Raw genomic sequence first — 25,233 nt, 5'->3', positions numbered from 1 at the left:
TATAATGAAAATTTGAACAACAAAATATAAAAAATAGAAGTTAATAAATCGTAATCGTTCTTATAAGGTGTTATAATAATGAACGTGAAAAAATGTATATATAAAGCTTTTTCTACTTTGAAAAAGTAGTATGGGGGTTCTCTTATGAGTACTAATGAAAATAGGGTGGCTATCGATATTAATCACCTTAGTTTCCGTTATGGTAATCGCAATGTATTAGAAGATATATCGATACAAGTTAGAAATGGAGCCTTTCTTGGACTGGTAGGTCCGAACGGTTCAGGTAAGTCTACCTTAGTTAAATGTCTATTAGGTTTATTGACACCACAGCAAGGTTCTATTCAATTGTTCGGTCAACCAATTTCAAAATTTCGAGATTGGGATAAGGTTGGCTTTGTATCCCAAAAAGCAAATAGCTTTAATTCTGGTTTTCCAGCAACTGTTTTTGAGGTTGTTTCGATGGGATTATTTGCCAAAGTAGGTTTATTTCGATTTTTGAGAAAGCATCATAAACAGAAGGTAAGAGATGTAATTGAGAGTGTAGGTATGACTGATTATATGAATCAAAACATTGGAGAACTGTCTGGTGGACAACAACAGCGAGTATTTATAGCAAGGGCATTAGTAAGTGATCCAGAATTACTAATCTTAGATGAACCTACTGTCGGTGTTGATGCTAAATCAGTAAAGAATTTTTATGAAATGCTTAGTAATTTAAATAAACAACACGGGATTACACTAGTGTTAGTTACTCATGATATTGGAGCGATGACAGATCATGTAACGGATGTCGCATGTTTAAATAAGCACCTTCATTTTCATGGAAATACAGAGGAATTTGAGCAAAATCAAGATTTATCCTCTTTTTATGGTCATGATGTTCATTTATTAACTCATAACCACGACCACGGAGGTCATTCCCATGGTTGAAGCTTTTTTACGGTACGAATTTTTACAAAATGCTTTTTATACTGGAATTATGATTGGTTTTTTAGCGCCTATTTTAGGTGTGTTTTTAGTCGTTCGTCGTTTAGCTTTAATTGCTGAGGCTTTGTCTCATATTACACTTTCCGGAATTGCAGCAAGTCTTCTTTTAGGAAAGTATCTGGTATTTTTTCAAGGTTTGAATCCCCTATATTTAGGAATGGTGTTTTCTGTCATGGGTTCAATTTTGATTGAAAAACTTAGAAGTGTATATAAATTTTATCAAGAAATAGCAATCCCGATTATTTTGTCTGCTGGAATTGGAATCGGGGTCGTTTTTATTTCGTTGGCAGACGGCTTTAATAATGATTTATTTAACTACTTATTTGGAAGTGTAATTGCTGTTAGTCGTTCCGATTTATGGACAATCCTTGGAATTACTATTATTGTAATTGTTGTTTTACTTTTCTTCTATAAAGAGCTCTTTTTCTTATCATTTGATGAAGAACAAGCTATTGTTTCGGGAATTAATCGCAAATTAATTCATTTTGCTTTTATTGTCATGGTTGCACTAGTAATTGCAGCTTCAATGAGAGTTGTTGGAATTCTACTCGTGTCTTCCTTAATGACATTACCAGTAGCAGCAAGCATGAGAATTGCGAAAGGTTTTAAGCAAATGTTTATCTATTCGATTATATTTGGTGAAATTGCTGTTATTGGGGGACTAATTTTGGCATATCAATTAGATTTAGCACCTGGCGGAACAATCGTTATGTTAGCTGTACTCATTTTAGTATCAACTATATATATCAAAAAGTGGAAGAACTTATTTATTACGAGAAGAGAGCTGAAGAACGTAGTCAAAATGTAGCTATATTATAAAGCCGATGATTGTGTTCATGTCTATTCTCAGGTAAAATTAACAGGGAATTTAGACAGGAGTAAATTATACATGGAAATACTAGCAAGTTTGACTTTTATTGAAAGAGGAATTGTTGCTGCTGTACTAATAGGCTTTGTTTGTCCTATATTAGGAGCATTTTTATTAGTACGTCGGATGTCAATTATTTCAGAATCTCTTTCTCATATTACTTTAACAGGGATTTCTGTAGGTTTGTTACTATCTCAGACAGTAACATATTTTTCAGTGATTAATCCTTTGTATGTTGGTTTAGTGTTTGCTTTAGTGGGGTCGTTACTAATTGAACGATTACGGCAGGTATACCCTAGTTTTCAGGAGTTGGCAATTCCAATTATTCTCTCAACTGGAATTGGAATGAGTGCGATCATCATGAGCATTTCAAGAAGTGGTTATAATGAATGGTTTGCTTATCTATTTGGAAGTATTGTCAGTGTCACATTAGAAGACCTTTACTTCATGATTGCTATATCGATTGCTGTTTTAATTATTGTAATCTTCTTTTATAAAGAATTTGTAGCTATATCCTTCGACCGAGAGTATGCAAAGGTATCAGGGATTTCAATTAAAAAGATGAATTTTGTTTTTTCATTATTAGTTGCTTTAGTAATTGCCTTATCAATGAAAGTAGTTGGTATCTTACTTGTAGGTGCGATGGTCGTTTTACCGGTCGCTGCAGCTGTACAGCTCGCAAAAAGTTTTAAAAAGCTTATATTTTTAGGTATCCTTTTTGGTCAAATTGCAATGGGAAGTGGTATTTACTTCTCATATCATTTAAATATAGCAACTGGTGGAGTAATTGTTTTATCGGCTGTAATTATTCTAATCATTTCAATTCTGGCGAAAAAAGTTGTGAGTTCTAGGTAAGAGGGGGGACACATTGTGAATGTAACTGAAGCAATGGACGTATTAAAAAACAAAGGTTATAAACATACGGGCAAGAGGGAAGAGATGCTTAACATATTTGCAGAAGAAAAGAGATATCTCTCTGCCAAGGACGTCCTTGAGCATATGTCAGGCGATTTTCCTGGCCTTAGTTTTGATACAATATATCGAAACTTATCGTTATTTACAGATCTAGAAATTCTTGAAGTAACAGAGTTAGATGGGGAAAAACGATTTCGTTTTAGTTGTCCTACAGTAAGTCATCATCACCATATTATTTGTTTAGATTGTGGTACAACAAAACATATCCATAATTGTCCAATGGATGGATTAGAGAGTAAATTCCCAGGCTTTGAAGTAACAGGACATAAATTTGAAATTTATGGGTATTGTGATGGGTGTAAAGAAAAAACAAAAGAAACATGCTAATGTAAACTGTTAGCCTGTTTCTTTTTTTATAATCATTAACGGTTCAATATGACTTTTGGTTAATTAACCGTTATTTTTTAGCCAATTGTCTACCCAATCCTTAGCTTCCCGCCAATCGTTCGCTCTGACTACATTCTTTGGTGTTGATAGTCGATTATAAGGAGTATCCATTAGAATAACAGGAATATCACATTCTTCAGCAATATCGCATGCATTATCATGTTTATCTTCAAAGAAAATATCTAATTGATGTTCTTTTACTGCGTTAATCTTATCGTGTTGACCAATTAATTCAATATGATCATAAGGTAACTTTCTTGTTTCAAACCAATTGGTTGTTATTTGATGCAAATGGTTTCCTCTCGCACTAATGTAGATCATGTGGTGAGACTCCTTCCAGAAAGTTAATGCATCTTCAACATGTTCTGCAAGAATTGCTTCTGAATAAATACTATGTTCATGCTTTACTAACCAGTCCCAAAAATCATTCTGTGTAACATGAAGGACTTTTGTTAAATCGTATTCTTTTATATCATCTAACGTTATGCTTTTATTAAAATGCTTATTTAGATAAGGGATAAACGTTGCTGGGTGTGTGATAGTACCATCAATGTCTAAACCAAATTTTTTCTTTTTATTCAATTTAATTCCTCACCTTCTTCATATTAAAATAACCAAGCTCTTCTATCATACAATAAAATTCATGATTTATATAAGGAGAGGTTAAGTTTCATACTTCCTAAACATGCAAAGATTAACACCCATAATTCGTTCATCCAGAGTCATACTAAGACTGCTCCCGAAAAAAAGAAAGTGAGGGATCAAATTGACTGACTTTAATCAGCGAGACGAACGTTCACTTGAACTTGAAGATTCAGAAAGAGATGAAAATCAAGAACTTAGAGCAGAAGAGTATCAAGAAGAGACTGCTGCTGAGGTAGCCCCAATGAATGGTTTCGTAGGAAGTCGTCCATTTGCAGATGACGAGCGCGATGCAACGGAAGAGGCTAATGTAGATGATGCAACTGCCGGTAAAGGGGTAGGCACATTTGCCCTTGTATTATCTATTCTTTCGTTATTCTTCTTACCAGTATTATTGGGGGCTTCTGGTATTATCGTTGGTTTCATTTCAAGAAGAAATGGAGCAACTGGACTAGGTAACTGGGCTATTGGTATTGGTGCAGTGTCAATTATCTTGACCGTATTTTTCTCACCTTTCTTTTAACCTCCGTCCATGATAAATCACCTTGGAGCAGTGATTTGTTAATGAGGAGTTAATAAGAGGAGACCATGCTAATTCGCAGCATGGTCTCCTTTTGATTTTGGGTCTTAAATTTTCTGCTTTTCTTTTTCTTGATATTCCTTAGCGATTTGGTCAATTTCTTTCTTTAGCTCTTCAACCATTGTTGCTTCAGGAACTTTTCTTACAATTTCTCCATGTCTGAATAATAATCCTTCGCCGCGAGCACCTGCAATACCGATGTCAGCTTCTCTTGCTTCTCCAGGCCCATTAACGGCACATCCTAATACAGCGACTTTAATAGGTGCTTTGATATTAGAGATATATTCTTCTACTTCATTTGCAATACTGATTAAATCAATTTCGATACGTCCACATGTAGGACAAGAAATTAATGTAGCTGCATTAGCTGCTAGTCCAAAGGATTTTAATAATTCTCTTGCTACCTTAACTTCTTCAACTGGGTCGGCGCTTAATGAAATTCGAACCGTATTCCCAATCCCTAAGCTTAGGATAGCGCCAAGGCCTGCTGCGCTCTTGATTGTACCTGCAAATAATGTGCCAGATTCTGTAATACCTAAGTGAAGAGGGTAGTCGAATGCTGCTGCTGCTTTTTGGTATGCCTCGATAGCTAAATTAACGTCAGATGCTTTCATTGAAACAATAATGTCATGAAAGTCTAAGTCTTCAAGGATTTTAATGTGATGAAGAGCACTTTCTACCATTCCATCAGCTGTTGGGTATCCGTATTTTTCCAGAATTCTTTTTTCTAATGAGCCAGCATTTACACCGATACGAATAGGAATTCCTTTCGCTTTAGCAGCATTTACAACTGCTTCAACTTTCTCGCGCTTACCTATGTTACCAGGGTTAATACGAATCTTATCTGCTCCACCCTCTATAGCTTTAAGAGCTAAACGATAATCAAAGTGAATATCAACAACAAGTGGAATAGAGATTTGTTTCTTTATATCAGCAATTGCTTCTGCTGCACGCATATCAGGACAAGCAACACGAACTACCTGACATCCAGCTTCTTCTAAGCGCTTAATTTCAGCAACAGTTGCTTCAACGTCATGTGTTTTTGTCGTTGTCATACTTTGAATTACTACTTCATTATTTCCACCAATCGTAAGGTTACCAACCTTAACTGGTCTTGTTTTCGTACGGTGTGTCATTTGGGTCATTTACGTACCGCCCCTTCTATTGATAAGTCTTACATTGTAATAATACTTTCACACACATAAGCCTATTTTATCAATGAGACGATTTTTATTGCAACTATTATCTTTTCAAGTTATTGAAATTCACCAAAACTCTGTCTGGCGGGTATGTAAATTATTATTCATATAATGGAAACATATAGGTTTTGCCGATTTGAATTTCGTCAGGATTTTGTATTTCAGGGTTCAGCATTTTAAAATCATCAATTACTTGCTGAATAGTAACCGGAACAGAACCTTGATGTAAATGTTCCACAATCGATAGAACTGTATAGCCGGGCTCAACTATTACATCTTCAGAAGGAATTGTTTGTTGAATGTCGTGGTTCTCGTTTGGTGTTTCATCACTGGCTTGTTTATTTTCTTCTACAGCTTTGGGTAAAGTTCCAGCAGAGAGATCATAATAAGTAGCGTATGCAATAATAAATATAATGAGAATGACTAAAAGCCGTTTCAAAGGCTTGTCCCCCTTTTATTAGTTCGATAATAGTCCATAATTAATAAATTATATGCTCGTGAAAAAGAAATATGACTAATTAGAAAAAATTTTCTTTATTGATTTTATCGTCATGTCTTTTCTTAAATTGGAGGAATATATATGAGTGTAAAAGGGACAAGGTGGCTAATAACCTTAAATCTTGGATTATTACCGTTGTTAATGGTACTTGGAAATTCGATGCTAATACCTATCTTACCTAATATTCAAACAGAAATGGGATTAAACACTATTGAAGGTGGAATGATTCTAACAGTTTTTGCAATACCTGCCGCCCTTATCATTCCTTTTGTAGGAATCTTAGCTGATCGGATCGGACGAAGGATCATTGTCCTGGTTTCCCTTATTTTTATTATCATTGGTTGTTTACTATCAGCAATAGCCTCGACTTATGTTCCTGGCCAAACAGGTTTTTCGATTTTATTATTTGGGAGATTACTTCAAGGTTTAGGTGCAGGAGGTACTGCACCACTTGCAATGATTCTAGCTGGTGATTTGTTTGAAGGTATAGAGCGAAGTAGTACATTAGGGATCCTTGAAGTATTCAATGGAATTGGTAAGGTAATTAGCCCAATTATAGGAGCACTTGCAGCTATATGGTTTTGGGAAAGTAGCTTTTATTTTTATGCAGTCGTTTCTTTCGTATCTTTTGTGGGTATTGTGTTATTTATTAAGGATAAAGAGGGTACAAAGAGTAGTATCAGCTTTTCCCTATATATGAAGAAGGTAAGTAGTGTTATGCTTGAAAAATATAAATGGATTATTCCAATTTTTATTTCAAGTGGTGTAGGCTTGTTTTTACTATTTGGGATGTTGTTTTTCTTATCATTTGAACTGGAAGTAATGCATCAAATATCAGGGGTTACGAAATCATTGTTATTAGCTTTACCATTGGCATTTCTTACGTTATTCTCTTATATTGCTGGTAAAAATATTGGAACAAATGTGAATCAGATTAAACGCTATATGATTATCGGGTTACTACTTGTATTTGTTTCTTTTTGCCTTTTATTGTTTTTTCATGGGTTAGGAAGCCTATTAATTTACTCTACTATGTTGGCAACTGGTTTAGGGTTGTTTCTACCTGCATCAAGTACAGCAATTACATCGTCTGTTAGTAAAGAGGAGAGAGGCACGGTTGTTTCTCTATATTCGATGGTTCGCTTTCTAGGTGTGGCTTTCGGTCCTATTACGTTTAGTATGTGGATGGCAAATGTGCAAGAGATGTTTTATTTATCAATATTATCGATTGGTGTGCCGATCGTTATACTAATGATGTCTTGGACATGTATTCCAATTATGAAGTACTGTCCACAAAAATAAGTCATTAGTACCTTTTATTTTTGTCTGAAAAGTTGTTTGCTATTGCTTAGAGCTTCTTTCTTAATTTAAGAGAAGGAAGCTGCTTAGTATACTTGGTTTTAAAAGGAGAATGTACATGAACAAATTAAAGAATAAAGCATTGTCGTTGTTGCTAGTTCTGTCACTATTATTACCAACAGCAGTCTTTGCAGATGCAATTTATGGAGAAACGATTGTGACGTTAGGAGAAAACCTATCTGAACAACAGAAACAGCAGCTACTTACTGAAATGGGAGCCCCTGAAGATGCTGAGATTATTTATGTAAGTAACGCTGAAGAACACCAATATTTAGGTGACTATATTAGTAAGGACCAAATTGGTACGAGGGCTTTGTCTTCTACGATGATTACGATAGGTAGAGAAGGCTCAGGTATCAATGTTGAAACAAACAATATTCGTTGGGTATCTGAGGGAATGTATGCTAATGCCCTAATAACAGCAGGTGTAGAAGATGTGGATATCTACGTAACTGCACCTACATTGGTATCAGGCACAGCAGCATTAACGGGGTTAATAAAGGCATATGAAATCACAGCTGATATTGAGATTCCAGAGGAACAGAAGCAAGCAGCAAATGAGGAAATGGTCAAGACAGCAGAACTGGCTGAAACAATTGGGGTAGAACAAGCAACTGAATTAATGACAAGGATTAAAGAAGAGCTTGCGAAAAATCCAATTGAAACTGAGGAAGACTTACGTTCCTTAATACAGCGTATTGCAAATGAATTGGGTATTACATTAACGGATGAAGAATTAAATGGGTTAGTTTCGTTATTTATGCGAATTAAGGATTTGAATATTGATTGGGATCAATTACAAAATCAAATTACAAAAATCCGCGATAATCTTGGCGACTTTTTAGCTAGAGACGACACCCAAGGAATGATTTCTTCCTTCTTAGACCTATTAAATCGGTTTATCGATGCGATTAAAGGATTTTTTAGATAAAGAATATCAATAGCAAAAAAGAGAGAAAAGTAAATTCGCTTTTCTCTCTTTTTATGTATTATAATTTGGTAAACTTAAACCGAAAACGTATTTGAGGTAAACTGAAGGAAAACGTTTGCTTCTTCTTGGCTAATGTTCGGTTTTGTCTTTTTGAGATTGTGTTTTAAATTATTTTTTTGATGTTTGGCTGATGGTTCATTTTTATTCACTAATATCACCTCAATAATAGTGTACCCACAGATGTTGGAAATAATATTAGTAAATCTCGAAACTTATTTGCATCTATAACGTATTAAGTAATGAAAGAAGAGGAGGATATAATATGGAGCTCTTAAATATAGCAAGCTTTGGATTTTTTGTTGTTTTTTTAGGGACATTATTTTTATTTGGTGAGTTGCTAGTCAAGGTGAAAGGTTTTTTTGGGATTATCGGGATTGGAATTATGGCAATATATTTTTCATTCCATATATCTGTTGAGACAGGGCTATGGGTTATTATTTTATATATTGCTGGGTTAGTAATGATTGTAGTGGACGGCAAAGTCATTACGGATGGAACCGTTGCGATTCTCGGAATTATATTAATGATATTAGGCTTAGCAATTCCTGCACCTACATTTTTATACGGTGTACTAGTTTCAATGGGCTTTATATTTGGAGGATTTTCATCGTTTTTATTTTTAAAAGTATTCCCGCATCGAAATTTGTGGTCAAAAATGACCTTGCGAGATAGATTAACTGGCGATCTTGGATATAATTCAATTAATGAAAGCTATAAGTTATTAATCGGGAAAACGGGTAGAACTCTGACTCCATTTAGACCAATAGGAACAATTGTAGTTGATGGAAAACAATATAGTGCAACTAGTGAGACTCAGTGGATTGAAGCCAATGAAGAAGTTGTAGTAGTTTCTGTAGATGGAACAAAAATTGTTATTCAAAAATTAGAAAAGAAGCCAAATGAACAAGAAACAACAGATTAAAAAGACAAAAAGCAGCAAGTTAGTAAATAGCTAACTTGCTGCTTTTTATGTTACTCCTCGGGTACTTCAACCTTTGGACGAGGCTTAGGAACTCTTTGAGCAGCCATATAGAGCATGACAATTGCAAGAACCCAATAAATTGTAAAAGAGAAAGGAATATTTAAATATAGTAAATCCAGTAGAGCGAATATCGTTGTAGGCAAAGTTACGGCATAGGCGGATAAAACCCATAGCTGCTTATAAGTTAGTTTCACACCTAGCTTAGAACGAATTATCAAACCGATTACTCCTAATACAGTTACACCAATAAATTTCATACCAGTAGTAAATATATATAGTACAAGTAGAAGTAAGGTAATAATAACGGGCATCATCGATGATAGACCAGCTATAAGTGCTTCAATTTCTGTCTTTGTCATATTAATGTTTCCGAAATCTCGGTAACGTATTTGTTCAATAATTCCATCTGTTATTAAGTAGGCATCACGTGATGTTAATGCTAAACCATTATTATATGCTAGTAGCTCATCACTAGATACTGTATCTGTAGGGTCTAGTACAAAAATAACTCCATCAAGTTCCTCAATAAAAGGTTCATCAATTTCTGAGGTAAGAACCCCATTAGTAAATTCAAAGTCAGGAATATCACTTTCAATTGCTTGATGGAACTGCTGTACACCATTGGATAAAGATAGAGCTAGTGAAACACCAGCAGGGATTGAAACGATTGCCATTAGGACAAAGATATAAAGGATTGTCTTGCCAATACCCTGAAAGCGAAAGAGGGCAATATCCTTTGGTGAAAAAAGACTTCTATAAAATTGCTTAAAAATGTTCATTAGGAACTCCTTTTTAACTATCTATTTATTTGCTACGTCATCATTTTAAACGATAAAACTTCCTAACGACAAGGAAAGTAAGGACATTTACAAAATAAAATGGATGTTAACTCTTGTTATGTTCATACTAGGTACAAGAAGAAATCTTGGAAGGTAATCAAAATGTTTACAAAAAAAACATAAAAAACACTTGAAATATGACGAACTTTGTAAAAGAATTGTAAAGGGCGCGCTCGAGATTAAACATGAAGTATTTAATAATCATGTTTTGATATAGTCCCATACATATACAGTGAAATATATTTAAAAAACTTAATAAAAACTTTACAAATCATTAATATTAAATCAATATTAGACGAGTATGCTTGTAGAGGTTTGTCGAAAGAACAGATTTTTATTTAAATTAGGGGATTACTTTTTGAAGGGATGAGAGAATTGGATTTACAGACATTGCTTTTTATGTTTTTTGGGGGTTTAGGGATTTTCCTATTTGGTATTAAATTTATGGGTGATGGTCTTCAAAAGGTAGCAGGAGATCGCTTAAGAGAATTACTAGACCGCTTTACTTCTAATCCAGTCATGGGGGTAATAGCGGGTCTATTCGTAACGATATTACTGCAGACAAGTACCGGAACTACTGTTTTAACAATTGGTCTTGTTAATGCAGGCTTCATGACATTAAAACAAGCTGTTGGTGTTATTATGGGTGCCAATATAGGTACAACAGTGACGGCTTTTATTATTGGTATTAAGATTTCTGCCTACGCTTTACCTATAATAGCTGTCGGCTCATTCTTACTATTCTTCTTTAAGAATAAAAAGGTTAGTAACTATGGACAGGTTGTGTTTGGTTTTGGTGCTCTTTTCTATGGATTGAATATAATGGGGGAAGGTCTAAAACCAATAAGAGAAGTACAAGCGTTTGCTGATTTGACAGTAAGTATGAGTACTAATCCAATCCTTGGTGTAGTCATAGGAACTATCTTCACTGTTGCTGTACAAAGTTCATCAGCATCTATAGGCTTATTACAAACGTTATATTCACAAGGTGCTATGGAATTATCAGCTGCATTACCAGTATTGTTTGGTGATAATATTGGAACTACGATTACAGCTGTATTAGCAGCAATTGGTGCTTCAATCACAGCGAAACGCGCTGCTCTAGTACATGTTATTTTTAACTTAATTGGTACAATAATTGTACTATCTATATTCCCGTTATACTTACGTTTTATTAGTGCATTACGCGATCAGCTTATGTTAAATCCCGAAATGACTATTGCTTTTGCTCATGGTATATTTAATGTAGCAAACACATTAATACAACTACCATTTGTAGCACTACTAGCGTTAATTGCAGTTAAAATAATCCCTGGACAAGAGTATGAAATCGAATATAAAGCAAAGCACTTAGATCCAAGCTTTATTGGTAGCTCACCATCAATTGCTTTAGGTCAAGCGAAAGCAGAAGTTCTTCGTATGGCTGATTTCTCAGAAAAAGGTCTTCAAGAAGCAAGTCAGTATATGGCTACAGGTCAGAAGCGACATGCAGAGATGGCTGTTCAATTTGAGGAAGCAATAAATAACCTTGATAGAAAAATTACTGAGTACTTAATACAAATTTCATCCCGTTCTTTATCAGATCCGGATTCAAAATTACACTCAACATTAATGGATACTGTTCGAGATATTGAAAGAATTGGTGACCATTTTGAAAATATTATAGAATTAAAGGATTATGCATTAACAAATAAAATTAGCCTTTCTGAAACAGCGTTATCGGACCTGGACGAGATGTTTACTCTTACAAGTGATACGTTAAAAGAGGCAATGTCTTGTTTAGATAATGGAAGCATTGAACAAGCTCAACTAGTACTTGAGAAGGAAGAACGTATCGATAAAATGGAACGTAAGCTTCGTAAACAACATATTATCCGAGTAAATGAAGGTAAATGTGATGGTGGAGCAGGAATTGTTTTTGTTGATATTGTAAGTAACTTAGAGAGAATTGGTGACCATGCAGTAAATATTGCAGAAGCGGTTATTGGAGAAGATTAAATATTCGGAGGGAGCAGTGACGTTGGTTATTGCCCCTTTTCCTATAATAAGTTATAGCCCAGCTTGACTGTTATAATTTGTTTTTCTATAAAAAGTGGCTTGTACAACATTTAGGAATATGATATAGTACAAATTGTTACGAAATATTCATATAATTAGATTCTTGACGGGTTACAAGGTAATATGGTAATATTACAAATGTCGTTAAGTAATTATTCCACAGTAGCTCAGTGGTAGAGCAATCGGCTGTTAACCGATCGGTCGTAGGTTCGAGTCCTACCTGTGGAGCCAAACATGGCGGTGTAGCTCAGCTGGCTAGAGCGTACGGTTCATACCCGTGAGGTCGTGGGTTCGACTCCCTCCGCCGCTACCATGTTTATTTTTTTGTAGAGTTTCAATTATGGCGATTGTGGCGAAGTGGTTAACGCACCGGATTGTGGTTCCGGCATTCGTGGGTTCGATTCCCATCAGTCGCCCCATTTTTTAAGTGGACCCTTAGCTCAGTTGGTTAGAGCAATCGGCTCATAACCGATTGGTCGTAGGTTCGAGTCCTACAGGGTCCACCATTTTCATATGTTAACGCGGAGGAATACCCAAGTCCGGCTGAAGGGATCGGTCTTGAAAACCGACAGGCGGGTTAAACCGCGCGGGGGTTCGAATCCCTCTTCCTCCGCCATACTTACATACCCAACGGCACTTGTGATTACTAGCTAATCATAAGTGTCGTTTTTTATTATTAGTGTTGGGATGTTATCATATAAGACCCTTTTCTCTTTTATGCTACAGGAATGTCCTTTAAAAAAACCCACGTAACTAACCCGATAGCAATACAGTAAACAGCAAAATAGCTTAATTTTGCGTTATTTAACATTTGGATAAGCCATTTAATACCGATAATTGCAAAAACAAAAGAAGCAATAGCTGCTATTGAAAGTTCGAATAAAAATGGTTCGAACTGTCCTGTTGATAATTCCGGTAGTTTAATGATTGAAATCCCTGCAATGACTGGGATTGATAATAAGAATGAATAGCGTACAGCTGTTTCTTTTGATAAACCACACCATAGGGAAGCGATTAGTGTACTTCCTGCTCTTGAAATTCCAGGAATAACGGCCAGTGCTTGACCTAGCCCTACTATTACACCATCTTTCCATGTCATCTCACGCTCAGTTCTTTTTCCAGGAGTTATTCCATGCTCGATTAAAATAAGAAAAATCCCAGTAATAATTAATGAAGCACCGATAGTTGCTGTATTTGTAATTCGTTCTTCTAGTACCATTTCAACACTTTTCCCAACAATCATTGTTATAACCGTAGCTATTACCATTAGCCATACAAACCGATAGTTTCCATATGATTCTTGTTTCTTCTTTAATGAATAAGAGAAAAAGTCCCGAATAATGATAATTAAATCTTTCCAGAAGAAACAGATAACCGCTATTAGTGATGAAAGGTGTAATAGTACTTCAAATGACAGCGTACTACCGACCTCTAACCCTAACAACTTTTCTGCTAGAATTAGGTGAGCTGAACTTGAAATAGGTAAAAATTCTGTAACCCCTTGAATGATTCCAAGTAGTAAGGCTTCAAACCAATTCAATAATATTCCTCCTTCCTAGCTTGTCTCTTTGATAATAAAATGTATGATTGTTTATATTTTTTATGACATGGAGTTTATTTTTTAGGTATTTGGGAATCGTATCATTAGCTATAAAGATAGAATAAAACATTCTAGTGTGTATTAATTGCACAATTTAGCTAATTCTGCTAATGTAATAAATGAGAGAACTTACTAAACATTTCTATTTAGTAAATCGAAAAACTTTATTTTGAATTTATTGTATATTTTAGGAGGAGATTTTATTATGGCAAAGTACGAATTACCGGCATTACCTTACGCTGCAAACGCATTAGAACCACATATCGATGAGCAAACAATGAACATTCACCATGGTAAACACCATAACACATATGTAACAAACCTAAATGCTGCTCTTGAAGGTCATGATGATTTAGCTAGTAAATCAATTGAAGACCTAGTAAGCAACTTAGACGCTGTTCCAGAAAGTATTCGCACAGCAGTTCGTAACAATGGTGGAGGACATGCTAACCACTCTTTATTCTGGCAAGTAATGAGCCCTAACGGTGGTGGCGAGCCTACTGGAGAGCTTTCAGAAGCAATCAACAAGAAATTTGGAAGCTTAGACAGCTTTAAAGAAGAATTTACAAAAGCTGGTTTAACTCGTTTTGGCTCTGGTTGGGCTTGGTTAGTAGTTAATAACGGTGAAGTAGAAGTTATGAACACATTGAACCAAGATTCTCCATTAATGGAAGGTAAAACACCTATCCTTGGTCTTGATGTTTGGGAGCATGCATACTACTTAAACTATCAAAACCGTCGTCCTGACTACATTGGCGCATTTTGGAATGTAGTAAACTGGGATGAAGTTGCTAAGCGTTATAGCGCAGCAAAATAATTACAAAAAAAAGGTTGCTATGTTGATACATATAGCAACCTTTTTTTTGTAATAACTAATGCCATTTTGAAAAGAGGATAAAGTCAATTTACGTGAGTATAATCGAATACTACAAATGCCAAACTACCCATAAGGGTGGTGGAGTCGGTGGTAAAGCGTATTTTTCAGAAAATGATTGGTGATGTAGAAGTAAATAAAGATTTGAAATTTCTTTTACTTATTGGTGGTCTTTATGCATTAAGCATTGCCCTTTCTAATACGTTTGTAAATGTTTATTTGTGGAAACAATCTGGAGAATTTAGAGATATTGCTTTATATAATCTAGCCGCAGTTGTAATGCAACCATTAGCTTTTATATTAGCAGGAAGATGGGCGAAGAAAATTGACAGAGTGATTGTATTGCGGCTAGGGGTTAGTTTCCTATCCGTTTTCTTTTTTACTGTATTGTTTCTCGGGGAACGGGCAAATGAATATTTACTATTACTTGGGGCGTTGCTTGGTATTGGTTTTGGGTTTTACTGGCTAGCTTTTAATGTATTAACATTTGAGGTTACCGAACCTGAGACGAGAGTATTTTTCAATGGGTTTTTAGGATTACTTACATCTTTTGCAGGTATGATTGGTCCCATTTTAGCGGGCTTTCTTATTACAAGAATGGAAAAGCTAATTGGCTATAAAGTCATTTTTACTATTTCGCTTTCTTTGTTTGTGGCAGCTGTCATTACCTCCTTCTTTTTAAATCGAAGGAAGGCAGAAGGCTCCTTTTGTTTTCCAAAGATATTAGCTGAAAGGAAAAATAATGCTAACTGGAGACATATTTTACACGCACATTTTTTTCAAGGATTAAGAGAAGGGTCTTTTGTCTTTATTATTGTTGTATGGGTTTACATTACAACAAATAGTGAGCTTGCGATAGGAACATATGGACTTGTTGCCTCTGCTGTATCTTTTGTTAGTTATTTTATTGCTACTAGGATAATGAAACCATCCTTTCGTAAAAAAGCAATTTTACTAGGTGGTGTGTTTCTTTACTTAGCCATATTCTTAATTATCTTTGAATTAACATTTACGAAGCTAATTTTATATGCAATTGTGATTTCGATCGCATACCCAACGTTGTTAGTCCCGTATGTTTCATTAACATATGATGTAATCGGAAAAGGTTGGAAAGCAGCAGAGATGAGAGTAGAATACATCGTTGTTAGAGAATTATTTTTAAATGGTGGAAGAATAACATCAATCCTTGCTTTCTTGTTTACGATTACGTTTTTTAGTGAAGAAAAAGGCATTCCTATATTACTATTGATTATAGGTGCAGGCCATTTAGTCATATACTTCTTTGTTCGTAAGGTGAATTTCCCTGAGAATAAAGGGGGACAAAACTATGCATTTGCAAGGCAAGATAAAGGTGAAGGAGACAGTGGGGGAACTACTGTGTAAAAGTTAAAAATAATGGAAGTATTTTATGACGCTTTGACAGAGTAAGACAATATGATATAATAAGGGTATAAATAAACGAATAAAAAGCCTGCCGTGTTTGTCAGCTTCTATCTGTTTCGAACCGTGAATGTTATAAGGGAGTTCTATATTAAAGATTTGACAACATGCCTTCTATAAGGAAGTTGAAGGACCTTTTGCGAACACCCACCTACGAGTGTAGGTTCTTGAAACATTAGGAGCAACGGCATGTAGCGGGTTTACAATTTTAGACACCTAGAGAAATTAGGTGTCTATTCTCATGTATAAAAAAAAGTATAAAAGGGGAAAAAGGATGGCAAATCAAAAGAAAAAGAAAAGTCATGTTCCGGCACGTTTAAACTTACTTTTCTTCGCTGTCTTTTTATTATTTTCTGCACTTATTCTACGTCTAGGGTTTGTGCAAATTGTAAATGGTGAAGAATTTGTGAAGCAATTAGACCGTACAACGAATGTAACGGCACGGATTGATGCCCCGCGCGGTTTAATGTATGACAGATATGGAAATGTTGTTGTTGATAATGAACTTGAATTATCGCTTACGTATACAAGCCCAACAACGCGCCCGTCGGAAGCAGAGAAGCTAGATGTTGCTCGAAAGCTAGAGACGATGATTGATATAGATACGTCAAAGATTACTGAGCGGGATATGAAAGATTTCTGGATTATCAACAATAGAGAAGAAGCGTTAGAAAAAGTTAGCACGGAAGAGCGAAGAGAGTTAGACAATCAACAGGAATATCAATTAACGCTTGATAGAATTACTGAAGCAGAGCTTTCTGCTATTGAAAATGATGAAGTTGAAATGCGAGTTCTAGCCATTAAACGAGAAATGGACCGTGGTTTTGCTCTAGCACCTCAACGAATTAAACAGGGGATAAGGTTAGAAGAGGCTCATATTGTTAGTGAAAATTTATCAGAATTACCAGGTATAGATATTCTAAGGGATTCAAGTAGAAAATTTGTTTTTGGTGATACATTTAAAAGTATATTTGGTAGAACCGGTTCAATACCGAGAGAAAGTCTGGACTTTTATCTTTCAAGAGGATATGACCGTTCCGATATCGTTGGTACAAGTTTTTTAGAGAATCAATACGAGGAAGCGTTACGTGGTCAAAAGGCTGTCGTCGAAAATATTACAAGTAGAGGTTCAGTCGTTGGTTCGCCTATAGAGCAATTAGGTCAACGAGGGAATGACCTTGTGTTAACAATTGATATGGAGCTTCAACAGCAAGTGGAAGAGATTATTAATCGCGAAGTAGATGGTGCTAGACGTTCGTATATAGATGATCCAACTGCTTATGTTGTGCTAATGAATCCAAAGACAGGTGAAATCTTGTCAATGGCTGGATATAACAACGATCATACTGGGGTCATAAACAAAGCGTATGCGATGGGTTCAGCTATTAAGGGCGCAACAGTGCTAGCTGGTTTTCAGGAAGGTGTTGTTCAACCTGGAACAGTGATTCATGATTCACCAATCAATCTACCTGGTAGTCCTCAATTTAAGTCAGTAGCAAATATGGGAAGTATTAACGATATTACAGCTTTGGAGCGCTCGTCGAATGTGTATATGGCCCATATTGTGATGAGATCAGCTGGCTATAATTATGGACAACAAGGTCGTATATACTTAAACCAATTTACTCAGGCTTTACATGATATGCGAAATTATTTTAGTCAATTTGGCTTAGGTACCGAAACAGGGATAGATTTACCTTCGGAATCAACAGGGATTGTAGGTCCTCTTCGTGATGCAGGTAATCTTCTCCATTTTTCGATTGGTCAGTTTGACACATATACTACTTTACAACTTGCTCAATATGTAGCGACAATTGCTAATGATGGTTATCGAATGCAACCGCATTTAGTAAAAGAAATTCGTGAGCCAGGTCAATCTAAAGACGAATTAGGAAGAGTAATTTATCAGAATCAACCGAGGGTTATGAACCGCGTAGATATGAGCGATGAACATATTCAACGGGTTCAATATGGATTTCGACAAGTAATGGCCGGTTCTAGAGGTACTGGAACTGGAACATTTGGAAATCGCCCGTATCAACCTGCTGGAAAAACTGGTACTTCTCAGGTTAAGGTATCAGTGCCTTATGGGGAGCGTACAAGATTAGTTGAAGGAAACAATCAAACTTTAGTAGGTTATGCACCATATAATGATCCAGAGGTTGCTTTTGCTGTTGTTATCCCCCATGTTAAAAGGGATAGAGAGGGTGGAGATACACAAATCTCTCGTAGGATAGCAAGAGCAGCATTAGATACTTATTTTGAACTACAGCAATCTCGCTCTGGACCAGTTTTGGGAGAAGCGGTTGAAAATGATATGGATATGGAACAACCTGAAGAAGAGAGTGTATCGGAAGAGTAATGCTTGAGGTCGCTGTCTTGACTTGCGACGCCATAAATGCAAAGGGGTTATATCAAAAGGTATTATTACCTTTTGATACAACCCCCTTTTCTGCTTTTATAGAAGTTGTTAAAATGTAATTCTCTGAGCGATTTCAGCTATTGACATATTACTATTAAGCTCATATTCGCCAACTCTAATCGATTGGTTTAGTTTTTGCTGTCTCATGTAGTCGAGAAATTCATCTCGACTTTCTATAATATTCGCTCGTTCTAATAGCCCTGCAACTTCCGAGCTACTCATCCCACTTTGGATGTTAACATATGAATAATAAACTTGTTGAGATGGTGTTTCCGGTTGAGTTTCTTCCGGTTCAGCTTGCATCGGTTCATCTTCGATTATTTCTTCAGCTTGTTCTTCGATTGGTTCTTCATCAACGTGATGTGCAATTTCTTCGTACTTTTCTTCTGTTAATACAATGTACCCTGCATTTTCTAGCATTGTTGTCATTTCTTCTTCTGTTAAAGAAGGAGCTTCCGTGTAAGGGGCAGCATCAGTTTGTCCATTACCGAAAAAATAAATAGATGCGAATAGACTAGTAGCGATGAATAAACCAATAGCAAAACCTCTTATTCCATTTGGTGTCATGCTCTTCTCTCCCTTATTTCATAAATTGCAAATTAATTAATCAGCACCATTCAATTTTAAGAATCTAATGATTCGTTCTTTCTTTGATATTTAGATAATAAAGAATAGACGTCATTTTCAGTTAAAGACATAATTGAAGCAATTTCTTCTGGTGAATGGCCAGCTTCATAATATTCTACAACTTCCTCCATTAAGGTACTCGTTGTTTGTGGTTTTTCAGCTTGGTCAAAATATGCTTCTTCATTACCAGCTAAAATTTCTTCTTCAAGTATTTTCACTTTCTTTTTAAGTTGATAAATTTCTTGCATGAGTGTAATTGAGAAGTTTTCCATTTGGTTCTCTAAATCACTTGTTTTATCTTTTTTAAAAAATGATAAAACAAGTAGTAAAATTGAGAGTAAAAACAAACCAATAATCATTAATTCCATTGTCATTTCCCCTTTATAAAAGCCTGGTACTAAACCGACAGTGTTCAATACATAATAACTTGTCCTATTATTGACCATTATACATCTTGACTACTAGAAAGAGAATGATAAATTATTTACGATATTTGACCCTAAATTACTTGATTACTATCGAAACATTGAAAAAAACGTCGGATTCACTCTTCAAAAGTTTGAGGAATTTGTCAAAATTTATATAACTGGTATTTTTTTATGCACTCTAACTAGCATAGGTATTGACTGTGACAAATAAAGACAATTTACCCTTCTTGTTCCACGGAAAAATACTGTGTATGATCAAAAATATAAGCATAATAAACGGAAATTTTGAATATAATAATTTCTTTCATTCAATTATTCTTACATTTAGATAAAAACGGGGGTAGGAGAAGTGCCAAGGGAACTAGTCGTTGGAAATGGTAACTTATTAGTGAATATAGATAGAAATTTACATGTAAGAGATATTTATTTTCCTTTTGTAGGACAACAAAATCATGTTCAAGGTCACCCGAATCGAATTGGGGTTTGGATCGATGGAACATTTTCATGGCTTAATTCAAGTGATTGGTCAATCCAAACGAATTATCATACAGATTCTTTAGTTACATACAGCAAGGCTATTCATCATGAACTTCAGATTGCACTAATAGTAGAAGAAGGAGTTCATCAAAAGGACATGGTTTTCGTTAGAAAGTTTACGTGTGAAAATTTAACTGATTCAGAAAGAGAGGTTCGGCTTTTTTTTCATCAGGATTTGGCCATTTATGAAAATGAAGTAGGAGATACAGCATTTTATGCACCGAAACAAAAAACGATGGTTCATTATAAAAAAAATCGTTACTTTTTATTTAATGGACGTTTTGGTGAAGAGGGTATTAAACAATACACAACGGGCATCAAGAGGTTTCATGCACAAGAGGGAACATATAAAGATGCAGAAGATGGGATACTCCATTTTAATCCAATCACTCAAGGGTCTGTTGATAGTACATTTTCTCTTGAGCAAAAAATCGCTCCAAATGAAAAAGCAGTTGCTTATTATTGGATGACTGTTGGAAAGTCGTTGGATGGAGTTCTCGAACTGAATGAGGTAGTTAAAGAAACTGGTCCTCAAATGTTGTTAGATAATATTAAAGAGTACTGGAATAGATGGGCAAATAAAAATTCAATACCTGAAACGAACCTATCAGAGTCAATGCTGAGTTTATATAAGAGAAGCTTGCTAATTGTGCGGACCCAAACAAATGATAATGGATATATTATAGCAGCTAACGATTCAGATATTCTTCAATATAATCAGGACCATTATAGTTATATGTGGCCTAGAGATGGGGCGCTTATTGCCCAGGCAATGGTGAAGGCTGGTTATCATGGAATGGTACGAAATTTTTTTCGAAGATGTAGTGAAATTCTTTCAAAAGAAGGCTATTTATATCATAAATACAATCCTGATGGTTCTATTGGCTCAAGTTGGCATCCTCATATTAGTGAAACAGGGGAAGAGCAATTACCTATCCAAGAGGATGAGACGGCTCTTGTATTGTGGGCGTTTTGGAAAGATTATTTAGCAACAGGAGATATTGAGTTTGTACAAGACTTATATCAAACACTTATTATACCGAGTGCAGAATTTTTATTAGGCTTTATTGATGAAAAGTTGAACTTGCCAAAGCCATCCTATGATTTATGGGAAGAAAGGAGAGGGATATTTACCTTTACGTGTAGTGCCGTATATGGTGGACTTATCGCAGCTAGTTCCTTTGCAAAATTATTAGGAGAAGATGACCATTCAAAACGATTTAGAGATGGTGCTGAAAGAATTAAAAAAGGAATGGAAGAATATTTGTTTGATAAAGAAAATCAACGATTCTTAAGAGGAATATATAAATCTGATTCAGGTGAAATTGAAAAAGATATGACAGCTGAAAGTAGCGTATACGGTTTATTTGCTTTCGGGGTATATTCACCAGTAGATGAAAAGATAATGAAGACGATGGAATATATAAAGGAAAAGCTATGTGTAAAAACAGATATTGGTGGAATTGCTCGTTATGTAAATGATAGTTACTTTCAGCAAGTCGATGGAAATGAGGATGTACCAGGGAACCCGTGGATTATATGCACATTATGGGTTGCGAAGTGGCATATTTTAAAGGCAACGAATCTTGATGAGCTTCAGCCTGCTTATGAGTTAATTGAGTGGGTATGTAATCATTCTTTAAGTAGTGGATTATTACCGGAACAACTGCATCCGTTTGAGGGAAATCCTCTTTCTGTTGCACCACTTACATGGTCTCATGCAACCTATGTAGATGTAATACAAGACTATTTTGAAATGTATGAATTTCTCTCAAATAAAGGTTGGCAAGGAAATGAATCTAATTAATACTTGATTGTGAAGGATTTCTCTGCTATCATTTAAAAGTATGATTGAGACCATGATGTTTGGAGGGAAATTACATGCGCGTACAAGTAACATTAGCTTGCACTGAGACTGGTGATCGTAATTACATCACTACTAAAAATAAACGTACAAACCCTGAGCGTATTGAGCTAAAGAAATATAGCCCAAGACTTAAGAAACATACGTTACACCGCGAGACGAAATAAGCAGAAGGATTTATTCCTCTGCTTATTTTTTTTGTCTTCATATATCCAAATCATGTATATTTGTAGAAGGAAAAAAGATTGGGGTGGTATGATGGAAATAAAGAAGCAACTACGTCAAGCAATGACTAAAAAGCTAGAACAGCTTCCCGATGAGCGTTATCATACATTATCAACTAATATAACAGAAAAACTGATAGAACAACCTGATTGGAAAAAGACAACTATTGTTGGTGCGACTATTTCAAGAAAACCTGAAGTAGATACATACTCACTTATTAAGAAGGCATGGAATGAAGGAAAGAGAATTGTTGTACCGAAAACAATAAAAGAAACGAAAATGATGGATTTCTATGAAATAGAGTCCTTTGAACAACTAGAGAATACGTACTTTGGTCTAAAAGAGCCAAAAGTTGATATGTGTAAAAAGATATCACCAGATTATATAGAGTATTTACTAGTGCCAGGATTAGCATTTGATAAGAAAGGCTACCGTCTTGGTTTTGGTGGAGGTTATTATGACAGGTTTCTAGCTAATTATAATGGGAAGACATGTGCCCTTGCGTTTGACTTTCAGGTAATTGAGGAGATTCCCGTAAACGACTATGATTTACCTGTTGAAGTAATTATTACTGATAAGAGAGTGTACAGGTAATGTTGTATATATGTTAAAAGAGGAGGAGTTTTAGAAAATGGAAAAACAATTTGAGCGTTATTCTAGACAGATGTTATTCGCACCAATAGGTGAGGAAGGACAGAAAAAGCTTAGTAGCAAGCGAGTTCTAATTGTTGGTCTTGGTGCATTAGGAACAGTGTTAGCGAATCATATCGTTCGATCTGGTGTCGGATATGTAAAATTAGTTGACCGCGATTATGTAGAGAAGAGTAATCTACAACGTCAAATGTTATTTGATGAAGTGGATGTCGAGGAAGCTAGACCGAAAGCTATCGCTGCTGAACAGAAGCTAAAACAAATTAATTCAGATGTTACTATTGAAGGAATAGTTACAGATGTGAACATACATAATATTGAAGAGTTAATTAGTGATGTGGATATCGTCTTAGATGGAACTGATAATTTTGAAACAAGGTTTTTACTTAATGACTCTTGTTTCAAACATAATATTCCATTTGTGTACGGGGGGGCAGTTAGTTCTAGAGGTATGTCTGCGATGTTTATACCAGGTAAAACACCATGTCTGCGATGTTTTATTAAACAAGGAGATACAGGTGGACAAACATGCGATATGATAGGTGTTATTTCTCCAGTAGTAGATATTGTAGCTTCTTATCAAGTTGTAGAGGCGTTAAAATATTTAGTTGATGCAGAAAGCTCATATCGTAATAGTTTATTAACATTTGATTTATGGAAGTTCCATCAGTTTGAGATGAAGTTTAATAAACCAGAAGCACATTGCCCTACGTGTCAGGAAAAGGAATATCCTGCATTAAATATTGAGAATAAAGATACAGTTACCTCTTTATGTGGTAGAGAAACAGTTCAAATACATGCTGAAAAATCTTTTAACCTTGATAAGTGGGCAGACAAATTAGGTGCTGTGGCTGAAGTGCAAAAAACCCCGTTTTTACTACGTGTTTTTTTACAAGAGGGAGAAAGAATTGTAATGTTTTCAGATGGGCGAGTACTTGTACAGGGGACTGAGGATGTAAGTAGAGCGAAGGTTATTTATTCTAGATATATTGGTTCGTAGTGTAAGAAGAATAATAATAATGGTTAATGGTTAATGAATAATTTAGAATTACGAATTGCAAATGGCGAATTGAAGGTTTTGATGTTCTAGCAAAGCTAGAAAGGTCTTGTGCTAATTGTCGCGGCTGATTTATCAGCTGCGCAATTAGCAATTAGCAATTAGCAATTAGCAATTAGCAATTAGCAATTAGCAATTAGCAATTAGCAATTAGCAATTAGCAATTAAGGAGGTGGCTATTATTATTGAACGTGGAAAAGGAACTCGTGTTGTTATCGTTGGAACAGGGTTTGTAGGTTCGAGCTATTCTTATGCTTTATTAAATCAAGGTGTCGTTGATGAGATGGTATTGATTGATTTAAACAAAGCAAAAGCTGAAGGGGATGCGATGGACTTGAATCATGGTATGCCTTTTGGATCCCCGATGAAAATCTGGGCTGGAGATTATTCTGATTGTAAAGATGCTGATTTAGTTGTCATAACAGCTGGGGCAAATCAAGGTCCAGGAGAAACAAGGTTAGATTTAATCGAGAAGAATACTAAAATTTTCAAAGGGATTGTTTCTGATATCATGGCCTCTGGCTTTGACGGAATCTTTATTGTCGCAACTAACCCAGTAGATATTCTATCCTATGCTACATGGAAGTTTTCTAGACTTCCTATGGAGAGAGTAATTGGCTCAGGAACAATATTAGATACTGCACGTTTCCGTTTCTTACTAGGACAATATTTTGATGTAGATTCTCGAAATGTTCATGCTTACATTATGGGAGAGCACGGTGATACCGAGTTGCCTGTATGGAGTCATGCGGATATTGGTGGACGTCCGATTTTAAGCTATTTAGAGGATCATAATACAAATCGCTCAATGAAAGACTTAGATGACATTTTTATTAATGTTCGCGATGCAGCCTATCATATTATTGAGAGAAAAGGGGCTACGTATTACGCTATTGCGATGGGGCTTGTTCGTTTAACGAGGGCTATCCTACGAAATGAAAATTCTGTTTTAACGGTTTCAACGCTATTACAAGGGCAATATAATTTAGATGATATCTACATTGGTGTTCCTGCTATTGTGAACAGAAATGGAATTCGAGAAGTGCTAGAGCTAAAGCTAGATGATGCTGAACAGAAAAAGCTAGAACACTCAGCAAATGTTCTGAAACAAGCTATGGCACCTGTATTCAAAGCATAGTAAG

The 25,233-nt window shown here is 35.5% G+C and carries 24 protein-coding genes, 5 tRNA genes and 1 other RNA gene; 23 read left to right on the top strand and 7 right to left on the bottom strand.

Annotation, left to right across the window (positions count from 1 at the left end; all coding sequences use genetic code 11):
* Positions 1–144 precede the first annotated feature (144 nt).
* The 4 genes from CD003_RS11695 (at position 145) to CD003_RS11680 (ending at position 3,157) form a co-directional block, all read left to right on the top strand.
* Positions 145–930 (top strand): metal ABC transporter ATP-binding protein, encoded by a 786-nt coding sequence (locus CD003_RS11695; RefSeq protein ID WP_096201282.1) that lies wholly within the window; start codon positions 145–147, stop codon positions 928–930.
* Complete coding sequence (locus tag CD003_RS11690; RefSeq protein ID WP_096201281.1) at positions 923–1,795, top strand: metal ABC transporter permease; 873 nt, start codon at positions 923–925, stop codon at positions 1,793–1,795. Before CD003_RS11695 ends, CD003_RS11690 begins: the two co-directional genes overlap by 8 nt.
* 81 nt (positions 1,796–1,876) lie before the next feature.
* Complete coding sequence (locus tag CD003_RS11685) at positions 1,877–2,710, top strand: metal ABC transporter permease (RefSeq protein ID WP_096201280.1); 834 nt, start codon at positions 1,877–1,879, stop codon at positions 2,708–2,710.
* A gap of 15 nt (positions 2,711–2,725) precedes the next feature.
* Positions 2,726–3,157, top strand: coding sequence for a Fur family transcriptional regulator (locus tag CD003_RS11680; protein WP_096201279.1), 432 nt, complete (start codon positions 2,726–2,728; stop codon positions 3,155–3,157).
* A 63-nt stretch (positions 3,158–3,220) separates the two neighbouring features.
* On the opposite strand, the gene CD003_RS11675 is transcribed toward CD003_RS11680, so the two are convergent.
* Positions 3,221–3,799: a hypothetical protein gene (locus CD003_RS11675; protein ID WP_096201278.1), complete on the bottom strand. Its 579-nt coding sequence runs from the start codon at positions 3,797–3,799 to the stop codon at positions 3,221–3,223.
* Positions 3,800–3,983: 184 nt separating this feature from the next.
* Between CD003_RS11675 and CD003_RS22315 the strand changes: the two genes are divergently transcribed.
* Positions 3,984–4,382 carry a DUF4190 domain-containing protein gene (locus CD003_RS22315; protein WP_096201277.1) on the top strand — a complete coding sequence of 133 codons (399 nt, stop codon included), beginning with the start codon at positions 3,984–3,986 and terminating at the stop codon, positions 4,380–4,382.
* 104 nt (positions 4,383–4,486) lie between these two features.
* Here CD003_RS22315 and ispG read toward each other — a convergent pair whose 3' ends face one another.
* On the bottom strand, positions 4,487–5,584 hold the full coding sequence (ispG, locus tag CD003_RS11665) for a flavodoxin-dependent (E)-4-hydroxy-3-methylbut-2-enyl-diphosphate synthase (RefSeq protein ID WP_096201276.1): 1,098 nt from the start codon (positions 5,582–5,584) through the stop codon (positions 4,487–4,489).
* 154 nt (positions 5,585–5,738) lie between these two features.
* On the bottom strand, positions 5,739–6,077 hold the full coding sequence (locus tag CD003_RS11660) for a hypothetical protein (protein WP_096201275.1): 339 nt from the start codon (positions 6,075–6,077) through the stop codon (positions 5,739–5,741).
* A 141-nt stretch (positions 6,078–6,218) separates the two neighbouring features.
* Between CD003_RS11660 and CD003_RS11655 the strand changes: the two genes are divergently transcribed.
* The 3 genes from CD003_RS11655 (at position 6,219) to CD003_RS11645 (ending at position 9,409) form a co-directional block, all read left to right on the top strand.
* On the top strand, positions 6,219–7,439 hold the full coding sequence (locus CD003_RS11655; RefSeq protein ID WP_096201274.1) for an MFS transporter: 1,221 nt from the start codon (positions 6,219–6,221) through the stop codon (positions 7,437–7,439).
* Positions 7,440–7,554: 115 nt separating this feature from the next.
* A complete protein-coding gene (locus CD003_RS11650; RefSeq protein ID WP_096201273.1) occupies positions 7,555–8,427 on the top strand; it encodes a DUF1002 domain-containing protein in 873 nt (290 codons plus the stop codon).
* Between the two features lie 322 nt (positions 8,428–8,749).
* Positions 8,750–9,409, top strand: coding sequence for an NfeD family protein (locus CD003_RS11645; protein ID WP_096201272.1), 660 nt, complete (start codon positions 8,750–8,752; stop codon positions 9,407–9,409).
* Positions 9,410–9,459: 50 nt separating this feature from the next.
* Here the strand turns inward: CD003_RS11645 and CD003_RS11640 are convergent, their stop codons facing one another.
* Positions 9,460–10,248: a DUF1189 domain-containing protein gene (locus tag CD003_RS11640; RefSeq protein WP_096201271.1), complete on the bottom strand. Its 789-nt coding sequence runs from the start codon at positions 10,246–10,248 to the stop codon at positions 9,460–9,462.
* Between the two features lie 426 nt (positions 10,249–10,674).
* Here CD003_RS11640 and CD003_RS11635 point away from each other — a divergent pair, with 426 nt between their 5' ends.
* The 6 genes from CD003_RS11635 to CD003_RS11610 all read left to right on the top strand — a co-directional run bounded on the left by CD003_RS11635 (position 10,675) and on the right by CD003_RS11610 (position 12,982).
* The gene (locus CD003_RS11635; RefSeq protein ID WP_257008299.1) at positions 10,675–12,306 is read left to right on the top strand and encodes a Na/Pi cotransporter family protein; all 1,632 of its coding nucleotides are present in this window, start codon (positions 10,675–10,677) and stop codon (positions 12,304–12,306) included.
* Positions 12,307–12,522: 216 nt separating this feature from the next.
* Positions 12,523–12,597: transfer RNA gene (locus CD003_RS11630), tRNA-Asn, on the top strand.
* 5 nt (positions 12,598–12,602) lie between these two features.
* Positions 12,603–12,679, top strand: a tRNA-Met gene (locus CD003_RS11625).
* Between the two features lie 30 nt (positions 12,680–12,709).
* Positions 12,710–12,785, top strand: a tRNA-His gene (locus CD003_RS11620).
* A 10-nt stretch (positions 12,786–12,795) separates the two neighbouring features.
* Positions 12,796–12,872, top strand: a tRNA-Ile gene (locus CD003_RS11615).
* A 17-nt stretch (positions 12,873–12,889) separates the two neighbouring features.
* Positions 12,890–12,982 (top strand) — tRNA-Ser (locus CD003_RS11610).
* A 99-nt stretch (positions 12,983–13,081) separates the two neighbouring features.
* Here CD003_RS11610 and CD003_RS11605 read toward each other — a convergent pair.
* Complete coding sequence (locus tag CD003_RS11605) at positions 13,082–13,906, bottom strand: undecaprenyl-diphosphate phosphatase (RefSeq protein ID WP_179295530.1); 825 nt, start codon at positions 13,904–13,906, stop codon at positions 13,082–13,084.
* Between the two features lie 265 nt (positions 13,907–14,171).
* Between CD003_RS11605 and CD003_RS11600 the strand changes: the two genes are divergently transcribed.
* The 4 genes from CD003_RS11600 to CD003_RS11585 all read left to right on the top strand — a co-directional run bounded on the left by CD003_RS11600 (position 14,172) and on the right by CD003_RS11585 (position 18,642).
* The gene (locus tag CD003_RS11600) at positions 14,172–14,783 is read left to right on the top strand and encodes a superoxide dismutase (protein WP_096201269.1); all 612 of its coding nucleotides are present in this window, start codon (positions 14,172–14,174) and stop codon (positions 14,781–14,783) included.
* A gap of 171 nt (positions 14,784–14,954) precedes the next feature.
* Complete coding sequence (locus tag CD003_RS11595) at positions 14,955–16,223, top strand: MFS transporter (protein WP_096202335.1); 1,269 nt, start codon at positions 14,955–14,957, stop codon at positions 16,221–16,223.
* Between the two features lie 82 nt (positions 16,224–16,305).
* Positions 16,306–16,485: non-coding RNA, 6S RNA (ssrS, locus tag CD003_RS11590), on the top strand.
* 69 nt (positions 16,486–16,554) lie between these two features.
* Positions 16,555–18,642 carry a peptidoglycan D,D-transpeptidase FtsI family protein gene (locus tag CD003_RS11585; RefSeq protein ID WP_096201268.1) on the top strand — a complete coding sequence of 696 codons (2,088 nt, stop codon included), beginning with the start codon at positions 16,555–16,557 and terminating at the stop codon, positions 18,640–18,642.
* 108 nt (positions 18,643–18,750) lie between these two features.
* Here the strand turns inward: CD003_RS11585 and CD003_RS11580 are convergent, their stop codons facing one another.
* Together CD003_RS11580 and CD003_RS21885 are read right to left on the bottom strand one after the other, a co-directional pair.
* On the bottom strand, positions 18,751–19,269 hold the full coding sequence (locus CD003_RS11580) for an endolytic transglycosylase MltG (protein ID WP_096201267.1): 519 nt from the start codon (positions 19,267–19,269) through the stop codon (positions 18,751–18,753).
* Between the two features lie 56 nt (positions 19,270–19,325).
* Entirely contained in the window at positions 19,326–19,697 is a 372-nt protein-coding gene (locus tag CD003_RS21885) for a hypothetical protein (protein WP_179295529.1), read from the bottom strand.
* Positions 19,698–20,106: 409 nt separating this feature from the next.
* On the opposite strand from CD003_RS21885, the gene CD003_RS11570 reads away from it, so the two are divergent.
* The 5 genes from CD003_RS11570 to CD003_RS11550 all read left to right on the top strand — a co-directional run bounded on the left by CD003_RS11570 (position 20,107) and on the right by CD003_RS11550 (position 25,229).
* The gene (locus tag CD003_RS11570; protein WP_096201266.1) at positions 20,107–22,101 is read left to right on the top strand and encodes a glycoside hydrolase family 15 protein; all 1,995 of its coding nucleotides are present in this window, start codon (positions 20,107–20,109) and stop codon (positions 22,099–22,101) included.
* A 74-nt stretch (positions 22,102–22,175) separates the two neighbouring features.
* Positions 22,176–22,325 (top strand): 50S ribosomal protein L33, encoded by a 150-nt coding sequence (gene rpmG / locus CD003_RS11565; protein WP_045485842.1) that lies wholly within the window; start codon positions 22,176–22,178, stop codon positions 22,323–22,325.
* A 91-nt stretch (positions 22,326–22,416) separates the two neighbouring features.
* On the top strand, positions 22,417–22,977 hold the full coding sequence (locus CD003_RS11560) for a 5-formyltetrahydrofolate cyclo-ligase (protein ID WP_179295528.1): 561 nt from the start codon (positions 22,417–22,419) through the stop codon (positions 22,975–22,977).
* A gap of 37 nt (positions 22,978–23,014) precedes the next feature.
* Positions 23,015–24,034, top strand: a complete 1,020-nt coding sequence (locus tag CD003_RS11555; RefSeq protein ID WP_096201264.1) for a ThiF family adenylyltransferase — start codon at positions 23,015–23,017, stop codon at positions 24,032–24,034.
* A 238-nt stretch (positions 24,035–24,272) separates the two neighbouring features.
* Positions 24,273–25,229 (top strand): L-lactate dehydrogenase, encoded by a 957-nt coding sequence (locus tag CD003_RS11550; protein WP_096202334.1) that lies wholly within the window; start codon positions 24,273–24,275, stop codon positions 25,227–25,229.
* Positions 25,230–25,233 lie beyond the last annotated feature (4 nt).

The sequence above is a fragment of the Bacillus sp. FJAT-45350 genome (assembly GCF_002335805.1).
In the GTDB taxonomy this organism is placed as follows: Bacteria; Bacillota; Bacilli; order Bacillales; family NISU01; genus FJAT-45350.
The sequence above is the reverse complement of the archived record's forward strand: the minus strand, read 5'-3'. Positions and strand labels throughout refer to the sequence as shown.

Coding starts and splice junctions, on each gene's coding strand:
- CD003_RS11695 (WP_096201282.1), top strand. CDS start 145: ATGAGTACTAATGAAAATAGGGTGGCTATCGATATTAATCACCTTAGT.
- CD003_RS11690 (WP_096201281.1), top strand. CDS start 923: ATGGTTGAAGCTTTTTTACGGTACGAATTTTTACAAAATGCTTTTTAT.
- CD003_RS11685 (WP_096201280.1), top strand. CDS start 1,877: ATGGAAATACTAGCAAGTTTGACTTTTATTGAAAGAGGAATTGTTGCT.
- ispG (WP_096201276.1), bottom strand. CDS start 5,584: ATGACCCAAATGACACACCGTACGAAAACAAGACCAGTTAAGGTTGGT.
- CD003_RS11655 (WP_096201274.1), top strand. CDS start 6,219: ATGAGTGTAAAAGGGACAAGGTGGCTAATAACCTTAAATCTTGGATTA.
- CD003_RS11650 (WP_096201273.1), top strand. CDS start 7,555: ATGAACAAATTAAAGAATAAAGCATTGTCGTTGTTGCTAGTTCTGTCA.
- CD003_RS11645 (WP_096201272.1), top strand. CDS start 8,750: ATGGAGCTCTTAAATATAGCAAGCTTTGGATTTTTTGTTGTTTTTTTA.
- CD003_RS11640 (WP_096201271.1), bottom strand. CDS start 10,248: ATGAACATTTTTAAGCAATTTTATAGAAGTCTTTTTTCACCAAAGGAT.
- CD003_RS11635 (WP_257008299.1), top strand. CDS start 10,675: ATGAGAGAATTGGATTTACAGACATTGCTTTTTATGTTTTTTGGGGGT.
- CD003_RS11600 (WP_096201269.1), top strand. CDS start 14,172: ATGGCAAAGTACGAATTACCGGCATTACCTTACGCTGCAAACGCATTA.
- CD003_RS11595 (WP_096202335.1), top strand. CDS start 14,955: ATGATTGGTGATGTAGAAGTAAATAAAGATTTGAAATTTCTTTTACTT.
- CD003_RS11585 (WP_096201268.1), top strand. CDS start 16,555: ATGGCAAATCAAAAGAAAAAGAAAAGTCATGTTCCGGCACGTTTAAAC.
- CD003_RS11580 (WP_096201267.1), bottom strand. CDS start 19,269: ATGACACCAAATGGAATAAGAGGTTTTGCTATTGGTTTATTCATCGCT.
- CD003_RS21885 (WP_179295529.1), bottom strand. CDS start 19,697: ATGGAATTAATGATTATTGGTTTGTTTTTACTCTCAATTTTACTACTT.
- rpmG (WP_045485842.1), top strand. CDS start 22,176: ATGCGCGTACAAGTAACATTAGCTTGCACTGAGACTGGTGATCGTAAT.
- CD003_RS11560 (WP_179295528.1), top strand. CDS start 22,417: ATGGAAATAAAGAAGCAACTACGTCAAGCAATGACTAAAAAGCTAGAA.
- CD003_RS11555 (WP_096201264.1), top strand. CDS start 23,015: ATGGAAAAACAATTTGAGCGTTATTCTAGACAGATGTTATTCGCACCA.